This is a genomic window from Neisseria arctica (genome assembly GCF_022870905.1).
In the GTDB taxonomy this organism is placed as follows: Bacteria; Pseudomonadota; Gammaproteobacteria; order Burkholderiales; family Neisseriaceae; genus Neisseria; species Neisseria arctica.
The window spans coordinates 1,057,809-1,078,262 of record NZ_CP091510.1 but is presented as its reverse complement, the minus strand read 5'-3'; the positions used below and the strand labels follow the sequence as shown (position 1 = coordinate 1,078,262).

Sequence of the window (20,454 nt, the reverse complement as noted above, 5' to 3'; positions counted from 1 at the left end):
TATGACATGCGATACATCATTGCCCGAATATTATTGCCGGCAGTCAGCATAATCTATATCGCTGTTTTTACCATCCTGATTGCAATACTTGCAATTCATTGGTTTGATTTTGATATCTGGCTGCGCCCTTTACCCCTAATGGTAACCCTGCTGCTGGCCGCTGCCACTTTGGCGGCATCCCCGCTTCTTCGCAGTTGCCGACGTTGGAGCCGGAAGCATTCAGAGAAATCGCAACATATGACAAATTATTAAAAATTTTTATACAAGGCCGTCTGAAAATATTTCAGACGGCCTTGTATAATAAAAAGCAACTTTCGTACTCCAATTTACCTTACTCTACAATAAAATCCAGCCCTCTAGGCAAATCCGTACAAACCTACCGAAAAGCTGTTTTTATCCGATTTTAGCAAGCTATAATCTCAGCTACACTTACCTTCCCATACCGCTCCTAGCTTTTAACATAAGATGCAGACCAGAAAAATCATCCATATCGATATGGACGCTTTCTACGCCTCGGTAGAACTGCGGGAACAACCGCATTTAAAAGGCAAACCGGTTGTCGTTGCTTGGGAAGGCCCCCGCTCCGTTATTTGTGCGGCTTCCTATGAGGCCCGCCAATTCGGCCTGCATTCCGCTATGTCTGTAAGCACTGCCAAACGGCTCTGCCCCCAAGCCATATATATTCCACCTAAGTTCGACCTTTATCGTGAAGCCTCCAAACAAATACACGATATTTTTGCCCGCTATACCCATCTCATTGAGCCGTTGTCTCTTGATGAAGCCTACCTCGACGTTACAAGCAACCTGCAAAATATCCCTTATGCCAGTGAGACGGCACGCCGTATCCGTACCGAAATATTCGAAACTACGGGGCTGACCGCTTCAGCCGGTATTGCCCCGAATAAATTTTTAGCCAAAATCGCTTCCGACTGGCGCAAGCCAAACGGCCAATTTGTTCTACCTCCGGAAAAAATAGAAGCATTTTTAGAAACCCTGCCTTTGGGCAAAATTCCAGGCGTAGGCAAAGTTACCTTAAAAAAAATGCACTCCCTTGGTCTGTTTACAGCGGGCGACCTCCGTAAAATAACACGCGGAGAGTTACTTAATCTCTTCGGTCGTTACGGTTACCGGCTCTATGATTTGGTACGCGGCGAAGATCCGCGGCCGGTCAAACCCAACCGCGAGCGCCTGCAGATATCTACTGAAATTACCCTTCCGGAAGATTTATCTTTAACGGGCATCATGACTCACCTTCCTTACCTTACCCAAGATTTATGGCAACAAATCACCAGAAAACAGGTGCAGGCCCGCAGTATCACATTAAAACTCAAAACCACTGATTTCAGGGTGATTACCCGCTCCCATACTTATTCTTCGGTATTGCCCGACGCCGCAGCCCTTTATCAAGCCGCATACAAATTAGCAGGAAGAGTATCCTCCCCAGAAGATACCGCTTACCGCCTCATAGGCATCGGCGTAGGCCATCTTACTCCCAAAGGTTGCCAGCAAAGCTTATGGGATAATGAAGATTCTGTTAAAAATGTCAGTGAAATCCAAACCCCATCATAAAAAATAATAAATAAAAGATAATCAAAATAATGTTTTCATATTAAAAAACATTGCCGTATAGCTCAAAAATATATTCGCAAATCCAGCCAACTCATAAAAAAAGCCAAACGATTACAAAATAATATTGCCCCCTGCGGTAAATTTGGTATGATAAGCACCGTTAAGGCTTTTACTCTGGCTCGCTTTACAAATCATGCCGTCTGAATAATTTATAGCGGCATGCTACTGAAGCCATGGCGGTATTCTGCCTTATTCAAGCAGTATCCACGCATCAAACAGGCTGTTTCAAAGGTATTAAAAACTAATACTTCGTTAATAAACGTATTGTTCCAGCCCGCTTAACCACCACTAAATCATTCAGGAGAATTTAGGTATGAAATCACCCGTTCGTGTTGCCGTTACAGGTGCAGCCGGCCAAATCGGCTACGCTATTCTGTTCCGTATTGCCAGTGGCGAAATGTTGGGTAAAGACCAACCTGTCATCTTACAATTGCTAGACCTGCCTCAGGCTCAAAATGCCGTAAAAGGCGTCATGATGGAATTGCAAGACTGTGCATTCCCCCTGTTGGCCGGCATGTTCACTACCGATAATCCTGAAGAAGCTTTCAAAGATGCGCAAATCGCCATCTTGATCGGTTCTCGCCCACGCAGCAAAGGTATGGAACGTGCCGATTTGCTGCAGGCAAATGCCGAAATTTTCACCGTTCAGGGTGCCGCACTCAATAAAGTGGCGGACCGTAACGTGAAAGTATTGGTAGTCGGCAACCCTGCCAATACCAATGCTTATATCGCTATGAAATCAGCTCCGGATCTGCCCGCCAAAAACTTTACCGCCATGCTGCGCTTAGATCACAACCGTGCATTGAGCCAAATCGCGGAAAAAACCGGCAAAGCAGTAGCCGACATTGAAAAACTGTGCGTATGGGGCAACCACTCTCCCACTATGTATGCCGATTACCGTTTCGCCACCATTAACGGCGAAAGCGTAAAAGAAATGATCAACGATCAAGCATGGAATGCAGATGTATTCCTGCCGACCGTAGGCAAGCGCGGCGCCGCCATTATCGAAGCACGCGGCCTATCTTCAGCAGCCTCTGCCGCGAATGCCGCTATTGATCATATCCGTGATTGGGTATTGGGCACCAACGGCAAATGGGTAACCATGGGTGTTCCTTCAGACGGCTCATACGGCATTCCCGAAGGTACTATGTTCGGCTTCCCTGTAACTTGTGAAAACGGTGAATACAAATTGGTAAAAGATTTGGAAATCGACGAATTCAGCCGTGAACGCATCAACGTTACATTAAATGAACTGGAAGAAGAAAAAGCTGGTGTTGCCCATCTGCTGAAATAATTCTTAACCATAGCTAACAAGTAAACAACCCTGCTGATAACCATCCGCAGGGTTGTTTACTTGTTACTGGCTTTTTAGCTAAAAACAAAGGCTGCCCAAAGCAGCCTTTGTTTTTGTAAACATTAAACTAAACCGTTCTTAAGCAAACGGATGTTGTAAAACAATAGTTTCCTCACGATCCGGACCAGTAGAAACAATTGCAATCGGAGCACCGCAAACTTCTTCAATCCGCTTCAGATATGCTTTAGCATTTTCCGGTAAAGCATCATAGCTTTTTACGCCTACGGTTGATTCCGACCAGCCCGGTAAGGTTTCGTAAATCGGTTTGCACGCTTCCACAGCATCCGCACCAAAAGGCAAAATGTCGGTTTTTTCGCCGTTTGGCAATTCATAACCTACACAGATTTGAATATTTTCCATACCGTCCATGACATCCAGTTTGGTAATACACATACCTGAAATACCGTTTACTTGAATAGAACGTTTCAAAGCAGCAGCATCGAACCACCCACAACGGCGGGCACGGCCTGTTACCGAACCGAATTCATTGCCTCGCTTGGCCAAACCGGCTCCCACCTCATCAAACAACTCGGTGGGAAAAGGACCAGAACCAACACGTGTGGTATACGCCTTAACAATACCCAGCACATAATTCAGCATTTGCGGCGGTACGCCTGCACCTGCTGCAGCCGCACCAGCCAAACAATTGGATGAAGTAACATAAGGATATGTACCATAATCAATATCCAGCAAAGTACCCTGAGCACCTTCAAACAGTAACTTTTCACCTTTTTGATTTTTATCGTAAAGCGTACGCGATACATCTGCCAACATCGGCTTAATGCGTGGAGCGACTTTTTCGATGACGGCCATTACGTCTTCAAATTTTACCGGTTCGGCATCATGCAAATGTTGTAATTGAACATTGTAATAAGTCAATACCGATTCCAGCTTGGCTTTCAGTTTATCCATATCAAGTAAATCGACCATCCGAATAGAGCGGCGGGCAACTTTATCTTCATAAGCGGGGCCGATACCACGCCCGGTCGTACCGATTTTTCCAGCTCCGCGAGAAGCCTCTCGAGCTTGGTCAAGTGCAACGTGATACGGCAAAATAACAGTACAGGTCGGCGCAATTTTCAAACGGCCTTCTACATTTTTTACACCTGCCGCGTTCAATTCGTCGATTTCACCCAACAAAGCTTCCGGACTGACTACTACACCCGAACCGATAAAACAATCCAATTTTTCATGCAAAATTCCGCTTGGAATCAAACGCAAAATGGTTTTTTTACCGCCGACTACTAGAGTATGCCCTGCATTATGACCACCTTGGAAACGAACAACACCACTGGTTTCCTCTGCAAGCCAATCGACAATCTTACCCTTGCCCTCATCACCCCACTGGGCGCCGATTACAACAACATTTTTTACCATTTCAACACCTTAAATTTTTTAACCAACAATTAAACTACAATCCGTTTTAAGTATTCGGAACAACAACCCACTTGCCGTTTTCAGATGTCAAACGGTTTTTGACATCACTTGATGAGTTGGAAACGATACCGTAATCAATCACGACACAATGTCCCTCGGCACGTAGTTTCTCAATAGTTTCCCTTGCAGCCGCCATATCTTCTTTTGCTACGGCGATTACCGGCATACGCTCTCCGGGGGGTAACCGGCCGATAAAAGTTCGCAAGTCAAAACTAAAACCGGTTGCAGGACGTGCACGGCCGAAATATTCGCCCAAACCGTCATAACGTCCTCCACGGGCAACTGCATCATGGCATTCGTTTCCATAAGCGGCATATAAAAGGCCGGTATGATAGTTATCTACCCGCAATTCGGATAAATCAATATGAACATCTTGTGCAGGAAAGGCATCGCATACTGCTTTCAGATCATCCAGCGCTGCACCTACCGCAAACAAATCAGGCAAAAGAGCGCGCGCCTTATCCAATACCACACGATCACCATATAATGTCGGCAGTAACGTAAAAGCCTTCGCCCACATACCGTCTAGTTTCCAAGTGTTTACTTGGGCTTTAACTGCCTCGGCATCTTTATTTTGCATCAGTGACAACAGCTGCGCCGATTGTTGCTCATTTAATTCAGCCGCCCCTGCCAACGCACGGAAGACACCAATATGCCCGAGAGAAAGCATCAGAGCACCCACACGCCCCACATTTAAACTTTTGAGCATCAGGTCGATCAACTCGATATCAGCCTCAATGCCTTCCAAACCGTACAATTCGGCTCCCACCTGCCAAGGTTCTCGTGTACTTAAAAAGCCATCGGGACGCGCATGCAGTACCGTACCCGCATAACAAAGACGGTTGATACCGTTATTGGCAGAAAGTAAATGTGCGTCAATACGCGCCACTTGCGGAGTAATGTCTGCACGCATACCTAATTGGCGGCCGCTAAGCTGATCAACCACCCGAATGGTTTTCAACGACAAACCCGCATCGATATGAGTCAACAGCGAGTTACTGTATTCCATCATCGGCGGATGCACTAATTCATAACCATGCACACGAAATAAAGCCAACAGCTGCTCTTTTGCACTTTCCAACTCCCGTGCGGCAGAGGGCAGTATGTCGGCGATATGCTCGGGTAATTGCCAAGACTGCATTGAATCTCTTCCTGTAAACGAAATTGAGGGCTGTTTTGCTTAAGCACCGACCTGTCCGCCAAAAAACGAACCCGCACCAAATAGATGCTGAAAAATGTCGTATGTTCAAACTGAAACAGCCCCAAAAGGCACAATAAATTTGCCTATATTATTAAAACCAAACTTTAACATAAAAATACATATTGTGCCGACTGTTTTTGAGAAATTTATAACAAAGCACTACAAATATATCCCTACTGCGCCAAACAGCTTCGAATAGAACCGACCTTCCTCTTTAAAAAATGATGCGCCGTAAACACAATATCTTCAGTCAATCTTCAGTCAAATTTAAAGGCAACAAAGTAGCATAATAATTATAATAAAATCATACCGATAAGAAAAAACAATCACCTATCCCGCTATTGTTGACTAATTCACTCGGATATTCTAAAATCTCCAAACAATTAAAAACAACAACCGGCCTGAGATTTATGAAACTGACTACCAAAGGACGCTTCGCCGTTACAGCGATGATAGATTTGGCCATGCATGCGCAAAACGGCGCTGTCAAACTAAACGCTATCAGCGAACGGCAGCATATTTCGCTTTGCTATTTGGAGCAACTCTTTAGCAAATTGCGCCGCGCCCATTTGGTAGAGAGCGTGCGCGGCCCCGGCGGCGGTTATATTTTGGCTGCCGAAGCTTCCGAGATTAATGTCGCACAAATCATTGCCGCCGCCGAAGACACCCTAGACGCCACACAATGTAAAAGCCGCGCTAACTGCCATGAAGGCGCTCCCTGCCTTACCCATGATTTGTGGGAAAATTTAAACAAAACCATCAATGATTATCTCAGCAGCGTGACCCTGCAAAGCATTTTAAACCAGCAAAGGCCGTCTGAAACCACCAAACATATTGTCACTTTCACCCATATTGATTGAAAGTCCCTAACAAACACATTCCACAGCGAATAAAACAGAGAAAGAACACTGCCATGACCGTACAAACCCCTATTTACCTCGACTATGCCGCCACCACTCCGGTAGACAAACGGGTAGCTGAAAAGATGATTCCTTATCTTACCGAACAATTCGGTAATCCTGCATCCAGCAGCCATAGCTTCGGCTGGACTGCTGAAGAAGCAGTAGAAAATGCCCGTGCGGAAATTGCCAAACTGATTCATGCCGACGCCAAAGAAATCGTATTTACCAGCGGCGCAACCGAATCCAACAATCTGGCGATTAAAGGTGCCGCTCATTTTTACCAAAGCAAAGGCAAGCATCTGATTACCGTTAAAACCGAGCACAAAGCGGTTTTGGACACCATGCGCGAACTGGAGCGCGAAGGATTCGAGGTTACCTATCTGGGCGTTCAAGAAAACGGCCTGTTGGATTTGGAAGAACTGAAAGCGGCTATCCGCGAAGATACCATCCTGATCTCGGTAATGTGGGTAAACAACGAAATCGGCGTTATCCAAAATATTCCTGCCATCGGCGAAATCTGCCGTGAACGGAAAATCATTTTTCATGTTGACGCAGCGCAAGCCTGCGGTAAAACCCCGATTGACGTTGAAGAGGCGAAAGTAGATTTATTGTCAATGTCCGCACATAAAATCTACGGCCCCAAAGGTATTGGCGCATTATATGTACGCCGCAAACCCCGCGTTCGCTTAGAAGCGCAAATGCACGGCGGCGGTCATGAGCGAGGTTTCCGCTCCGGTACATTGCCTACCCATCAAATCGTCGGTATGGGCGAGGCCTTCCGCTTAGCCCGCGAAGAATTGGAACAAGACCGTGCCCATGCTTTGAAATTACGCGATATCTTCCTTAAAGGCATCGAAGGTATCGAAGAAGTGTATATCAACGGTGATATGGAACAGCGCGTTCCCACCAATTTGAATGTAAGTTTCAATTTTGTTGAAGGTGAGAGCCTGATCATGGCAGTGAAAGAATTGGCCGTATCCAGCGGTTCGGCTTGTACCTCCGCCTCACTCGAACCCTCTTACGTATTGCGCGCACTCGGCCGTAACGACGAGTTGGCACATTCATCATTGCGCATCACTTTCGGACGCATGACTACCGAAGAGGAGGTACAATTTGCCGCCGAACTGATCAAATCAAAAATCGGCAAACTGCGCGAACTTTCACCTTTGTGGGAAATGTTCAAAGACGGTATTGACTTAAATACCGTAGAATGGGCTGCACATTAATATTGCACCATTCGTAAAACAGACCGCCTGAATACCCTCTTCTCTACCCTTCAGACGGCCACTTACAAAAATACATCAAATTTTAAACAAGGAAACATACCATGGCCTATAGCGACAAAGTGATTGATCACTATGAAAATCCCCGCAATGTCGGATCATTCGATAAAAATGACGATAACGTCGGCACCGGCATGGTCGGCGCACCTGCTTGCGGCGACGTAATGAAACTGCAAATCAAAGTAAACGAAGCCGGCATTATCGAAGATGCAAAATTCAAAACTTACGGCTGTGGTTCTGCTATTGCTTCTTCTTCCTTAATTACCGAATGGGTAAAAGGCAAAAGCTTGGACGAAGCCATGGCGATTAAAAACAGTGAAATCGCAGAAGAACTGGAGCTACCTCCGGTAAAAGTACACTGCTCGATTTTAGCGGAAGATGCAATTAAAGCTGCAGTATCCGACTATAAAAAGAAAAAAGGCGAATAAGCTCGCAAGCTACAATGCCTGCCCGGCAAATTACGGAGGATAGCCATCCTCCGCATACACCAATCCTTGCCCAGTCAAGCTCTTTAAGCTCTATTTGTAAAATAGTACGTTGGAAGCTGATTTGGCAAAATTTGCCAATACGGTGTGCTTTAAATTTCCCCGATTAACTCTTCAAAAGCTAAAGGAAATCAAAAATGCCGTTTACTTTAGAAAAGCAACGCGATTTATTGGCACAAAAAGGCATTGGGCCTACTATTTTACAACGCTTGCAACAAATGGGACTGGATAATATTGAAGCCTTGGCTAACGCAGATATTGAGCATGTATTAGAGCAAGGTTCCCAAATAACCGGATCATCTTGTTGGAGAAACAGCCCGCAAGCACACAAAGCGATAAAAACGGCTATCGATTGGGCAAAACAACAGCTTCGCCATGAAAACAATAATAACCAAACCGTCTGAAAATTTTTAAATCATTATGATTTTCAAAGGATAAACCATGATTACCCTGACAGAAAATGCCGCCCAGCACATTCAAAACTTTCTAACCAAACGTGGCAAAGGCGAAGGTATCCGCTTAGGCGTAAAAACCAGCGGCTGCTCGGGCATGGCCTATACGCTCGAATTTGCAGATGAAATCCGACCTGAAGACTTGGTGTTCGAAGGCCACGGCGTTAAAGTATTTGTCGACCCCAAAAGCCACGTTTATCTTGACGGTACCGAACTGGATTACACCAAAGAAGGTTTGCAAGAAGGCTTTAAATTCCAAAATCCGAACGTTAAAGACGAATGCGGCTGCGGTGAAAGCTTCCACGTTTGAAAACGCAGCGTCATTACTTCAATCTTTACAAAATAAACCCTGAAATCCAATACAGGCCGTCTGAAAATTTTCAGACGGCCTGATACAATAGCCATACTACCGATACCGACATCATGAGCATGAACCAATATTTCACACTTTTCCAACTGCCTGCCCAGTTTGATATTGATAGCACAGCCCTTGAAAATACATATCATGCCTTGGCAGCTAAATTTCATCCTGATAAGTTTTCCTCCGCATCAGTATTCGAACAAAAACAAGCAATGATGATGTCATCAACAATCAACGAAGCCTACCGGATTTTAAAATCTCCCATTGATAGAGCCGCTTATTTACTGAAACAACATAATATTGATGCAGATGCTCCCGAACACACCGCCTTCGCCCCTGAATTCTTAATGCAACAGATGGAATGGCGAGAAGCCCTGGAAGATGCCCGTGCCGATCAGAATGAAACCGCCCTACTAAAACTTGATACCGAAATCAATAATGAGCAAAACAGTCTGTATCAAAAACTTGTCTCGGCTTTTACAGAGCAAAACTATGAAAATGCAGCAGTTTATGTTCGTCAAGGAAGATTCCTAAACAAATTGCGCCAAGAAATTCAGACGGCCTTACCCTAACTTAAATATATAGTTATCAAAATGCCGCCGGCAACAACAAATGTTTCGGCGGCGTTTTAATGACTTAAATAGGTAAATCATCAAGCTACCAGCACTCCAACTAAATAACCTGCCAATGCCCCCGCCAACACCACCAACCAAACCGGAAGTTTTAAGCGCACCAGCACCCACAAAGCAAGAGCAAGCCATACAATATCAACGGCAGAACCAATCGTTTCAGTAAACACAGGCCGATATAAAGCAGCCAACAATAACCCCGTTACCGCCGCATTGACCGCTGTCAAAGCAGCCCGGGCCGTATCAGTTTCCCGCCACTTCTGCCAATATGGCAAAACACCGAATACGAGAAAAAACGAAGGTGCAAAAATGGCAACCACCGCAACCACCCCTCCCCATAAAGGCATTTGCGGCAAAGCGGCCACACCCAAAAATGCCGCCAGCGTAAATAACGGCCCCGGCACAGCCTGTGCCAAACCATAACCTGCTAAAAACCAATCTGCCGATAATTTGCCTGTCGACACCAGCTCCGTTTGCAACATAGGCAGCACAACATGCCCGCCGCCAAACACACTTGCGCCGACACGATAAAAAATATCGGCAATTTGCCAAACGCCCCCCAGCCAAACAGCAGCAGCATACAAAACCACCCCGCATAAACACAAGGTTGCCAGCCAGACCCATCCACGACTGTACCCTCTCTTTTCAGACGGCCTTTTTTGCTCAGGCTGTCTAAACAATAACACCCCTGCTAGCGCGGAAAATACAATCAACAGCCACTGCATCCATGCCGAGACAAAAACTGACATCAATACCGCAGCAATCAACATCACGGCAAATTTGGTTCTTGTATTACAGTTTTTTTGTCCCATCTGCCACAAGGCCTGAATCACAATAGCCATAGCCACAATTTTCAAACCATGCAACACCGTATCATTAAACAATCCCCCCTTTACCATACCTAAAGCAAACAGCAGCAAAATCAGCACCGAAGGCATAGTAAAACCCAACCAAGCGGCAAAAGCTCCTGCGTATCCGCCCTTACGATACCCCAAAGCCAAGCCGACCTGACTGCTTGCAGGTCCGGGTAAAAACTGGCACAACGCCACCAAATCGGTATATTCCGCTTCATCCAGCCAACGGCGTTTTCGGACAAATTCTTCATGAAAATAAGCCAGATGTGCTATGGGGCCGCCGAAAGACGTACAGCCCAAACGCAAAAACACACTGAAAATCATCCACAATCGGCGGTATTGCTCTGCCAACATCATCATTTCCCTATAAACCGTCGTTTATACAATCAAGGTGGTAACAAATTACTGTCAAAATACGGCACAAGCAGTACAATAACGCTTTATGCCTATCAAATGGTGAAACTTACATGAAAATCAGTGCCCAATTCGATGCCGGTTCGATAACCGTTGTAGATTTGCAAGACCCTCAGAATATACGGCTTCAACTCCGCCCCGACAACGCTTCAGACTTTGCCCAATGGTTTTACTTCCGCCTACAGGGAGCTGCCTACCAAAACTGCATTATGCACTTTGAAAACGCAGCATCTTCAGCCTATCCGGAAGGTTGGGAAGACTATCAGGCCTGCGCATCTTACGACCGCCAAAACTGGTTTCGCGTCCCCACCAAATATGAAAACGGCGTGCTGACTATTGAGCATACCCCCCTATCAAACAGCATTTACTACGCCTACTTCGAACCCTATTCCAGCGAACAGCACCTTAACCTACTAGGTGATGCCCAAGGCAGCGGCCTATGCCAAATCGATGATTTGGGCAGCACCGTACAGGGGCGCGATATCAACCTGCTTACCATAGGCAACCAAGTCGAAAGCGATTTGAAAATTTGGATTACGGCTCGCCAACATCCGGGCGAAACCATGGCCGAATGGTTTGTAGAAGGCCTGTTGGCCCGTCTGCTTGATCCTCAGGATCCGACTGCGCGCGCCCTACTCGACCAAGCCACTTTTTACATCGTTCCCAATATGAATCCAGACGGTTCGGCTTTAGGTAACTTGCGTACCAATGCCGCCGGCGCCAATCTAAACCGCGAATGGCTGTCTCCCAGCATCGAGAAAAGCCCGGAAGTATACTATGTCCGCAATAAAATGCGCGAAACCGGTGTAGACCTATTCCTCGATATCCATGGAGATGAGAGCATACCTTATATTTTCGTTGCCGGAACAGAAGGCGTGCCCAGTTACTCGCAACGCATTGCCGATTTGGAAACCCGTTTCAAAAACGCACTTCAAGCAGCCAGTCCGGATTTCCAAGACGAACACGGTTATCCGAAATCAAAGCCCGGCAAAGCCGACCTCAGCATGGCTACCTCATGGGTAGGCGAAGAATTTAAATGCTTGGCTTATACCTTGGAAATGCCTTTCAAAGACAACAACAATATCCCGGATGATGATTTCGGTTGGAACGGCCAGCGCTCACTACGATTAGGCGAAGCAACTCTTTCAGCTATCCTTAATACCTTACCCGCGTTACGCTAATCCAGTAAAGTAGCTATCAGACGGCCCGCCAACAACACAGCAGGCCGTCTGAAAATAAACCGCCTAAACTTAAGATTCTTTTAAGTCTTACTTGCTTTACTAGCAAAACAGCACTTTCAGCTGGCTTAACTCCTTTTGCAACCCCATCCGTCTGTCCTACTGAATGCACGTCGGCAACTTTTGAATGGTATAGTAAAAAAATTAGGGGCTGTATTAGATTAGCCTTAAATATCACACCAAATTCGCAAGATTTTAAGTTGCTCTTTTGGTGTACCAAAGTTAAAACGAAATTCGCATTCTTTCAAGAATAAAGGGAAAGATTTTCGGTCAATTCCATTGTACTTTCGTAGAACGCGCTTTGCCTGATTCCAGAAGTTTTCAATACCGTTGATATGGTTTTGACGGTCGACAAAAAGCTCTGAATGATTGATTCTGTGATGCGTAAATTCACTCACATCTAGCACATCATAGCTTTTGTAATAGTCCGTATAAACAATGCTATCAGGCATTATTTTTCGTTTAATAACAGGTAGTAAAGTATCTTGTTTGGTATTTTTAACGACAACAGTATAAACCTTGCCTTGACGTTTCAAAATACCAAATACCGCTACTTTCCCAGCCGCTCCGCGACCGCGTTTGCCTTTTCGTTGTCCACCAAAATAACTCTCATCAAGCTCGATTGAACCATCAAAGATTTCATCAGCTTGAAGCTCTAAATGATAGGCAATGACTTGGCGAATTTTACGGTAAAACAGAGCTGCTGAATTGGGGTTAATATCCAATAAATTGGCAGCAGAACGGGCGGTTACCTCAAGTACAAAAAATTCAAGCAACTTTTTTTGTAATTTTTTAGATAGTTTACAGTGTGTTATCTTCATTTTTAAAGGGTAACATAACTGCCAATCTAATACAGCCCCAAAAATTATGCGTATTTTATTGATTGAAGATGACCGTCATATCGGCGACGGCCTATACCATGGCCTTTTAAAACACGGCTTTATCGTTGACTGGTTTAAAGACGGCAAACATGGCCGCGATGCCTTGTCAGCAGCCCCCTACGATGCCGTCGTATTGGATTTGGGGCTTCCCCATATCGACGGAATGGATATTTTGGCCCATTGGCGTGCCAATAAATCCGATACTCCCGTTTTAATCCTTACCGCCCGAGACGCACTACCTGACCGTTTGGCCGGATTAAACGCTGGAGCAGACGACTACCTCTGCAAGCCTTTTGCCCTAGATGAAGTTGCCGCCCGACTGCTGGCTCTTATCCGCCGCAGCCACGGCCGTGCCAGTAGTGCATTAACTTACGGCAATCTCAGCCTTGACACCACTGCAAAAAGCGCCACCCTACACGGTGCTCCACTTGTTCTGACACAGCGCGAATATATGCTACTTGAACTATTACTGTCACAACCGACTCATATCCATAGTCGTGCACAAATCGAAGACAAGCTTTACGGTTGGGATCAAGAAGTCGAAAGCAACGCCGTAGAAGTACACATCCACCATTTACGCAAAAAAATCGGCAGCTGCTTCATTCAAACCCACCGCGGTTTGGGTTATAAAATCGGAGAGATGCCTTAAATGAGCCGTCCCGCAGCAACAATCAGTATCCGCCGCCGTCTCATCAGTTATTTGAGCGGCGGCCTCTTAGCATTATGGCTGGCAACTGCTGTCGGCAGTGCGGCCATAGCCATGCATGAAATAAATGAAGTGGCCGACCACCAAATGAGCCAACTTGCGCGCGTATTGCTACAACTGTCCCGACCGCTAAACGATCACGAAGAAAGCAGTATCATCCGTGCCGGATTACCCCAAAATGATTTTCATGAGGATGATAACAACGGTTTTGCCATCTGGAACAAACAAGGGGATTTGCTAACGGCCAACCTTGACGGTAAAGAAATCGAACACCGGCAAACAGAGGGATTCCATAACAGCTATACATTTTGGAAAGGTAGTGCATGGCGTTACCTCTATCTTCATGATTCCCAAAGCGGACATACTGTTGCCGTATCCCAAAATTTGAAAGAACGTTTTGCCACACTAACTAATGCCTTATGGGTACAGTTAGGGCTATCGCTTATATTACTGCCCGCTTTACTCTGGCTGATTTCATACGGCATACGCAAAGGCTTGGAGCCTCTCGACAAACTGACTCAAGAATTACAAGCGCGCGATGCCCAAAGCCTGCAAGCCGTATCTGAAAACGTACCTACCGAAACCCTACCGATGATACGGGCACTAAACGGCCTGTTAGCACGTGTTTCCGCTACATTAGAAAGAGAGCAGCGTTTTACATCCGACGCCGCACACGAACTGCGCAGCCCGCTGGCCGCCTTGAAAGTTCAAACGGAAGTACTGGCAATCAGCAATAACGAATACGAACAACAACATCATTTGAACAACATCCGCGAAAGTATAGACCGCGCCCACCGCCTGACCGAACAACTCCTCACCTTGTCCCGTCTCGACCCGATGCAAGCACTGCCGGATGCCGTACCGATCAATTGGCAGGAAACTGCCCATCAAGCCCTTAAAAGCGTTAACCTTCAAGCACGCGAAAAGCGCGTACAGCTCAAGCTGGAATGTCCTTACGGCTTCGACAACATTACCCCCAAAGAAGGAAACCCCATGCTGTTGCAATTAATGATGCGCAACCTGCTCGATAATGCCATACGCTATAGCCCTGAAAACAGCAAGGTCAGCCTTGTACTCAACCCTCAAAGCATAGAAGTATACGATGAAGGACCTGGTATTGCCGAAGCAGATATGCCCCGCATCAGAGAACGGTTTTTCCGGCCTGCCGGGCAAAACCAACAAGGCAGTGGCTTAGGGCTTTCAATTGTAGAAAGTATTGCCGCATTACACGGACTAAAGCTTACATTAACCAACCGCCCCCAAGGAGGGCTCTGCGCCACCTTGGTTAAAGCCGACTAAAAACATGCCGTCTGAAAATTTTCAGACGGCATGTTTAAAATCCGGAAAATCAAATATATGCTTATACAGCCGCATCCGAACGTTCGCCCGTACGGATACGTACGGCCTCCTCAACAGGTAGGATAAAAATCTTACCATCTCCGATTTTTCCGGAACGGGCAGCCTCTACAATTACTTCAACGGCATTCTCTACCTGATCATCGCTCAAAACCAATTCCAATTTAACCTTAGGCAAGAAATCGACGGCATATTCTGCCCCGCGGTAAATTTCAGTATGCCCTTTTTGGCGGCCAAACCCTTTCACCTCACTGACAGTCATGCCCGTAATACCGATTTCCGTTAAAGCTTCCCTTACATCGTCGAGCTTAAAGGGCTTGATAATAGCTTCGATTTTTTTCATGGCAGCTTTCCTTACGATATCAAAACAGATAGAAAATTGTTTGCAATTTATGTTGTTACGTTAACACAAAGAAAGCCCGAATTCAATTGCCAGACACCGAAAAATCCCAAGCAAAAAAGGCCGATTTCGCGTACAATCCAAATTCTTTCCAACCGCATTTGTGAGCTGAATTCCATGTCTGTCGTTTTGCCCTTACGCGGCGTTACTGCCTTATCCGATTTCCGTATTGAAAAACTCATACAAAAAGCCGCATCAGCCGGTTTACCGCACACCGAAATCAATAGCGAATACTGGTACTTTGTTAATAGTGCCGATCCACTTGAAAAAGAAACCGTTGAAAAATTGCAGGCCCTACTGGCAGCCGAAAGCGTAAATACCACGCCTACCGCTTCAGACGGCCTGCATTTATTTTTGATCACGCCCCGCATCGGTACTATTTCACCCTGGGCTTCCAAAGCAACCGACATCGCACACAATTGCGGTTTATCATCCGTACTGCGTATCGAACGCGGCATGGCCGTATGGGTTTCAGGCCGTCTGAATGAATCTGAAAAACAACAATGGGCAGATCTGCTGCATGACCGCATGACCGAAAGCGTACTGCCCAATTTTCAAACCGCATCACTCCTGTTCAACCATCCCGAAGCACAAACCTTCGGTAGCATAAACGTATTGGAAAACGGCCGTGCGGCATTGGTCGAAGCCAACAGCAGCCTTGGTCTCGCACTTTCAGAAGATGAAATCGACTATCTGGTTGAAAACTACCGCGCCCTCAAGCGCAACCCCAGCGATGTCGAACTCATGATGTTTGCCCAAGCCAACTCCGAACACTGTCGCCATAAAATCTTCAATGCCGATTTCATCATCGACGGTGAAAAGCAACCCAAATCATTATTCGGCATGATTCGCGATACCCATAATGCCCACACTGAAGGCACGGTAGTCGCCTATAAAGACAATTCTTCGGTTATCGAAGGCGCCACCATCGAACGTTTCTACCCAAGCGCAAACGAAAACCAAGCCTACCGCTTCCATGAAGAACCAACGCACATCATCATGAAAGTGGAAACGCACAACCACCCCACGGCTATCGCTCCTTTTGCCGGAGCGGCTACCGGTGCGGGCGGTGAAATCCGTGACGAAGGTGCAACCGGCAAAGGTTCCCGCCCCAAAGCAGGCTTAACGGGCTTTTCCGTCTCCAACCTGAATATCCCCGATGCTCCGCAGCCTTGGGAGCAATACAATCCGAACGAACCCGTTTACGGCAAGCCCGACCACATCAGCAGCGCACTCGATATCATGCTCGAAGGACCCATCGGTGGAGCTGCGTTCAACAACGAATTCGGCCGCCCTAATCTTTTGGGATACTTCCGCACTTTCGAAGAAGAGCATAACGGCCAGATGCGCGGCTACCACAAACCCATCATGATTGCCGGCGGCTTAGGCAACATCCAAGCGCAACAAACCCATAAAAACGAAATTCCCGAGGGTGCCCTGCTTATCCAACTCGGCGGCCCCGGTATGCTTATCGGTTTAGGCGGCGGCGCCGCATCCAGCATGGATACCGGTACTAACCATTCCGACTTAGACTTTAACTCGGTACAGCGCGGCAATCCCGAAATCGAACGCCGTGCCCAAGAAGTAATCGACCGCTGCTGGCAACTCGGCAGTAATAACCCGATTATCTCGATTCATGACGTCGGCGCGGGCGGCCTATCCAATGCCTTCCCTGAATTGGTGAACGATGCCGGTCGTGGTGCCGTATTCAAACTGCGCGATATTCCTCTGGAAGAGCACGGCCTTACCCCAATGCAAATTTGGTGTAACGAAGCCCAAGAACGTTATGTATTAGCCATCTTGGAAAAAGATTTGGAAGCCTTCCGCACTATCTGCGAACGCGAACGCTGCCCGTTTGCCGTAGTCGGCACTGCTACCGACGACGGCCATCTACAGGTGCGTGATGATTTGTTCGACAACCATCCGGTTGATTTACCTTTGAATGTTCTGCTCGGAAAACCGCCCAAAACCACCCGCAGCGATAATAAAACCGCTGCTGCCGAACAAATATTCGATGCCGGACGTTATGACTTACGCGAATCGGCCTATCGTGTATTACGCTTGCCTACCGTTGCTTCGAAAAACTTCCTGATCACCATCGGCGACCGCAGCGTGGGCGGCCTGACCCACCGCGACCAAATGGTAGGACCATTCCAAACGCCCGTAGCCGATGCCGCTGTAACCATGATGGGGTTCAACACCTATAAGGGCGAAGCCATGAGTATGGGTGAGAAACCCACCGTCGCCCTATTCGATGCACCCGCTTCAGGCCGTATGGCTATTGGCGAGGCCATCACCAATATTGCTTCGGTTAATATCGGAAAAATCGGCAATATCAAACTTTCCGCCAACTGGATGGCTGCTTGCGGCAATCCCGGCGAAGACGAAAAACTTTACCGTACCGTAGAAGCTGTATCAGAAGCCTGCCAAGGACTCGGCCTGAGCATCCCCGTAGGTAAAGATTCATTGTCGATGAAAACCGTTTGGCAGGAAAACGGCGAACAAAAATCAGTTACCTCGCCGCTTTCTCTGATTATTTCGGCATTTGCCCCCGTGGCCGACGTACGCAAAACCGTTACCCCGGAACTTAAAAACTACCCTGACAGCACCTTGTTTGCCATTGATTTAGGAAGAGGTCGCAGCCGCATGGGCGGCAGTGCGCTCAGCCAAGTATGGAAAAACATGGCGGGCACTGCCCCTGATTTAGAGACGCCTTCTTTACTGACAAACTTTTACCGCGTTATCCAACAAATGGTTAGCGAAAGCAAATTACTGGCTTATCACGACCGCGGCGACGGCGGCCTTTTTGCCACTTTGGCCGAAATGAGTTTTGCCGCTCATCTCGGCCTGAATATCGATTTGGCTGAAATGATTGCCGAAACCAACGCCAATAGCGCCAACCACAAGTTACAAGATGCAGCCGCACGAACACTCTTTAACGAAGAATTGGGGGCTGTCATCCAAGTAGCTAACGAGCACATCACCGCTCTACAAACTGCCTTTGAAGAAGCCGGTATCAGCGAAACTTTACATGCAATCGGTACAATCAACCAAAGTGACCGCTTATTGATTCAAAACGGCAATACCGTTTTACTCAGCGAAAACCGCCTCGATCTGCAAAAAGCTTGGAGCGAAACCTCCTACCAGATGCAGCGTTTACGCGATAATCCGGCTTGTGCAGACAGTGAATTTGCCCTATTGACAGATGATAAGCGCAGCACACTATTTACCAATCTCACTTTCGATACAACGGAAGACATTGCCGCACCATTTATCAACAGCGGTGCCAAACCCAAAATCGCCATACTGCGCGAACAAGGCGTTAACGGCCAAATTGAAATGGCCGCTGCATTTACCCGTGCAGGATTTGATGCCTATGATGTGCATATGAGCGATTTAATGGCCGGCCGTACCAACTTGGCAGACTTTAAAATGCTGGCTGCCTGCGGCGGTTTCAGTTACGGCGACGTTTTAGGTGCCGGTGAGGGTTGGGCCAAATCTATTTTGTTCCATCCCGCCTTGCGCGATATGTTCGCTGCCTTCTTCGACCGCTCCGATACCCTTACCCTTGGCGTCTGCAACGGCTGTCAGATGGTCAGCAGCCTTGCCGAAATCATTCCCGGTACAACCGGCTGGCCGAAATTCAAACGCAATCTCAGCGAACAATTTGAAGCACGCTTGAGCATGGTGAATATTCCAAAATCACCCTCCCTGATCTTGGCAGAAATGGCCGGTTCCAGCCTACCTGTAGTCGTTAGCCATGGCGAGGGCCGTGCCGATTTCAACCATCTGAGCGGCAACGTTTCGGATGGCCTGAATATCGCTTTACAATATGTAGACGGCCAAAACCAAATTACCGAGACCTATCCGCTTAACCCGAACGGCTCGCCACAGGGGATTGCCGGTGTTACAAATGCCGATGGACGCGTAACCATCATGATGCCGCATCCCGAACGTGTTTACCGTACGGCACAGATGAGCTGGGCTCCGGAAAATTGGGGCGAGCTGTCAGGCTGGTACAGACTGTTTGCAGGAGCCCGTAAAGCTTTAGGCTAACTTTGCCCCCTAAAAAAAATGGCAGATTATTTCGTCTGCCATTTTTCTTTTCTGCTTTGCTACCGACAACAACTTCTTCTACCTTAACCATAGGCCGTCTGAAAACACAGTTTTTTTTAGACGGCCTATTTTCGTTATACAAAATTTCCCGGCTTGGCTTTCATAGCTACCGACACAAAGATTAAAGCGCTTAAAAATTTATGCCCAATCTATCTTTACGGCAGATAGTCAAATCTAAAAGCCAACCTTACACCCATTTCTACTAATCCGAAAATAACTCCGGCTCAAACAGATCCTTTTCCCTCAAAACCGTATGGCAATCAACTGTTATCGGCTCTCGCACACGGCAACAGCAAGGTAATATCTCATTAGGTCCGATAAAAGCCAGCGGCAATTCATCATAACTTACACTGCCGGAAACCAAGCGTATCCTGCACGAACCACAATAGCCGCTACGGCATTGGTATTCCACTTCATGGCCGGTACGCTCTAAACCTTCCAGAAGTGTTTCTCCTGCTTGCAGTTCAAAAATTTTATCGCTGGTGGTGATTAAGGTCATACTCTTAGTCAAAACCCGACATTTGGTCTGCAAAGGCCAACCGGGTGAAGAAAAATATAATGTGTTTTTATCAAGCATCGTTTTCCTATACGATTCAGATGGTAAATACCGTCTGAAAAGATTATAAAAAAACGATGACGTTTTAATGAATCATTTGATATAACTTCAAGATCCGGGCTACATAAATTTTTATAAAAATAAAGGCCGTCTGAAAAGCTGCCGTAACCACAACTGTTTCAGACGGCCTGTTATTCAAA

18 protein-coding genes are annotated in these 20,454 nt (G+C 46.8%); 12 read left to right on the top strand and 6 right to left on the bottom strand.

Translation table 11 applies throughout. From position 1 onward, the window contains the following. The first annotated feature begins 465 nt into the window (after positions 1-465). Both dinB and LVJ86_RS04865 read left to right on the top strand, forming a co-directional pair. Positions 466-1,569, top strand: coding sequence for a DNA polymerase IV (gene dinB / locus LVJ86_RS04870; RefSeq protein ID WP_047761296.1), 1,104 nt, complete (start codon positions 466-468; stop codon positions 1,567-1,569). Positions 1,570-1,942: 373 nt separating this feature from the next. Beyond that, entirely contained in the window at positions 1,943-2,923 is a 981-nt protein-coding gene (locus LVJ86_RS04865; RefSeq protein ID WP_047761295.1) for a malate dehydrogenase, read from the top strand. Positions 2,924-3,061: 138 nt separating this feature from the next. Here LVJ86_RS04865 and LVJ86_RS04860 read toward each other — a convergent pair whose 3' ends face one another. Both LVJ86_RS04860 and LVJ86_RS04855 read right to left on the bottom strand, forming a co-directional pair. Then, on the bottom strand, positions 3,062-4,360 hold the full coding sequence (locus LVJ86_RS04860; protein ID WP_047761294.1) for an adenylosuccinate synthase: 1,299 nt from the start codon (positions 4,358-4,360) through the stop codon (positions 3,062-3,064). Positions 4,361-4,406: 46 nt separating this feature from the next. Then, positions 4,407-5,561 (bottom strand): ATP phosphoribosyltransferase regulatory subunit, encoded by a 1,155-nt coding sequence (locus tag LVJ86_RS04855; protein WP_047761293.1) that lies wholly within the window; start codon positions 5,559-5,561, stop codon positions 4,407-4,409. A 470-nt stretch (positions 5,562-6,031) separates the two neighbouring features. Here LVJ86_RS04855 and iscR point away from each other — a divergent pair, with 470 nt between their 5' ends. From iscR to hscB, 6 genes are all read left to right on the top strand, one after another. Next, positions 6,032-6,481, top strand: coding sequence for a Fe-S cluster assembly transcriptional regulator IscR (iscR, locus tag LVJ86_RS04850; RefSeq protein WP_047761292.1), 450 nt, complete (start codon positions 6,032-6,034; stop codon positions 6,479-6,481). Positions 6,482-6,534: 53 nt separating this feature from the next. Further along, positions 6,535-7,749 (top strand): IscS subfamily cysteine desulfurase, encoded by a 1,215-nt coding sequence (locus LVJ86_RS04845; protein ID WP_047761291.1) that lies wholly within the window; start codon positions 6,535-6,537, stop codon positions 7,747-7,749. A 101-nt stretch (positions 7,750-7,850) separates the two neighbouring features. Further along, positions 7,851-8,234: a Fe-S cluster assembly scaffold IscU gene (gene iscU / locus LVJ86_RS04840; protein WP_047761290.1), complete on the top strand. Its 384-nt coding sequence runs from the start codon at positions 7,851-7,853 to the stop codon at positions 8,232-8,234. Positions 8,235-8,428: 194 nt separating this feature from the next. Further along, positions 8,429-8,695, top strand: coding sequence for a recombinase RecA (locus LVJ86_RS04835; protein WP_047761289.1), 267 nt, complete (start codon positions 8,429-8,431; stop codon positions 8,693-8,695). 37 nt (positions 8,696-8,732) lie between these two features. Beyond that, a complete protein-coding gene (gene iscA, locus LVJ86_RS04830; RefSeq protein ID WP_047761288.1) occupies positions 8,733-9,053 on the top strand; it encodes an iron-sulfur cluster assembly protein IscA in 321 nt (106 codons plus the stop codon). A 119-nt stretch (positions 9,054-9,172) separates the two neighbouring features. Further along, a complete protein-coding gene (hscB, locus tag LVJ86_RS04825) occupies positions 9,173-9,676 on the top strand; it encodes a Fe-S protein assembly co-chaperone HscB (RefSeq protein WP_047761367.1) in 504 nt (167 codons plus the stop codon). A gap of 80 nt (positions 9,677-9,756) precedes the next feature. On the opposite strand, the gene chrA is transcribed toward hscB, so the two are convergent. Beyond that, positions 9,757-10,947 carry a chromate efflux transporter gene (chrA, locus tag LVJ86_RS04820; RefSeq protein WP_047761287.1) on the bottom strand — a complete coding sequence of 397 codons (1,191 nt, stop codon included), beginning with the start codon at positions 10,945-10,947 and terminating at the stop codon, positions 9,757-9,759. A 107-nt stretch (positions 10,948-11,054) separates the two neighbouring features. On the opposite strand from chrA, the gene LVJ86_RS04815 reads away from it, so the two are divergent. Then, positions 11,055-12,182, top strand: coding sequence for a M14 family metallopeptidase (locus tag LVJ86_RS04815; protein WP_047761286.1), 1,128 nt, complete (start codon positions 11,055-11,057; stop codon positions 12,180-12,182). A gap of 224 nt (positions 12,183-12,406) precedes the next feature. On the opposite strand, the gene LVJ86_RS04810 is transcribed toward LVJ86_RS04815, so the two are convergent. Continuing rightward, complete coding sequence (locus LVJ86_RS04810; protein WP_244702552.1) at positions 12,407-13,060, bottom strand: IS1595 family transposase; 654 nt, start codon at positions 13,058-13,060, stop codon at positions 12,407-12,409. Between the two features lie 46 nt (positions 13,061-13,106). On the opposite strand from LVJ86_RS04810, the gene LVJ86_RS04805 reads away from it, so the two are divergent. Together LVJ86_RS04805 and LVJ86_RS04800 are read left to right on the top strand one after the other, a co-directional pair. Beyond that, positions 13,107-13,769, top strand: a complete 663-nt coding sequence (locus tag LVJ86_RS04805) for a response regulator (protein ID WP_047761657.1) — start codon at positions 13,107-13,109, stop codon at positions 13,767-13,769. Next, positions 13,770-15,125 (top strand): ATP-binding protein, encoded by a 1,356-nt coding sequence (locus tag LVJ86_RS04800; protein WP_047761656.1) that lies wholly within the window; start codon positions 13,770-13,772, stop codon positions 15,123-15,125. Between the two features lie 61 nt (positions 15,126-15,186). On the opposite strand, the gene LVJ86_RS04795 is transcribed toward LVJ86_RS04800, so the two are convergent. After that, a complete protein-coding gene (locus LVJ86_RS04795; protein ID WP_047761655.1) occupies positions 15,187-15,525 on the bottom strand; it encodes a P-II family nitrogen regulator in 339 nt (112 codons plus the stop codon). A gap of 174 nt (positions 15,526-15,699) precedes the next feature. On the opposite strand from LVJ86_RS04795, the gene purL reads away from it, so the two are divergent. Then, complete coding sequence (gene purL, locus LVJ86_RS04790) at positions 15,700-19,638, top strand: phosphoribosylformylglycinamidine synthase (RefSeq protein ID WP_047761654.1); 3,939 nt, start codon at positions 15,700-15,702, stop codon at positions 19,636-19,638. A gap of 262 nt (positions 19,639-19,900) precedes the next feature. Here purL and yfaE read toward each other — a convergent pair whose 3' ends face one another. Next, a complete protein-coding gene (gene yfaE / locus LVJ86_RS04785) occupies positions 19,901-20,197 on the bottom strand; it encodes a class I ribonucleotide reductase maintenance protein YfaE (RefSeq protein ID WP_047761661.1) in 297 nt (98 codons plus the stop codon). Positions 20,198-20,454 lie beyond the last annotated feature (257 nt).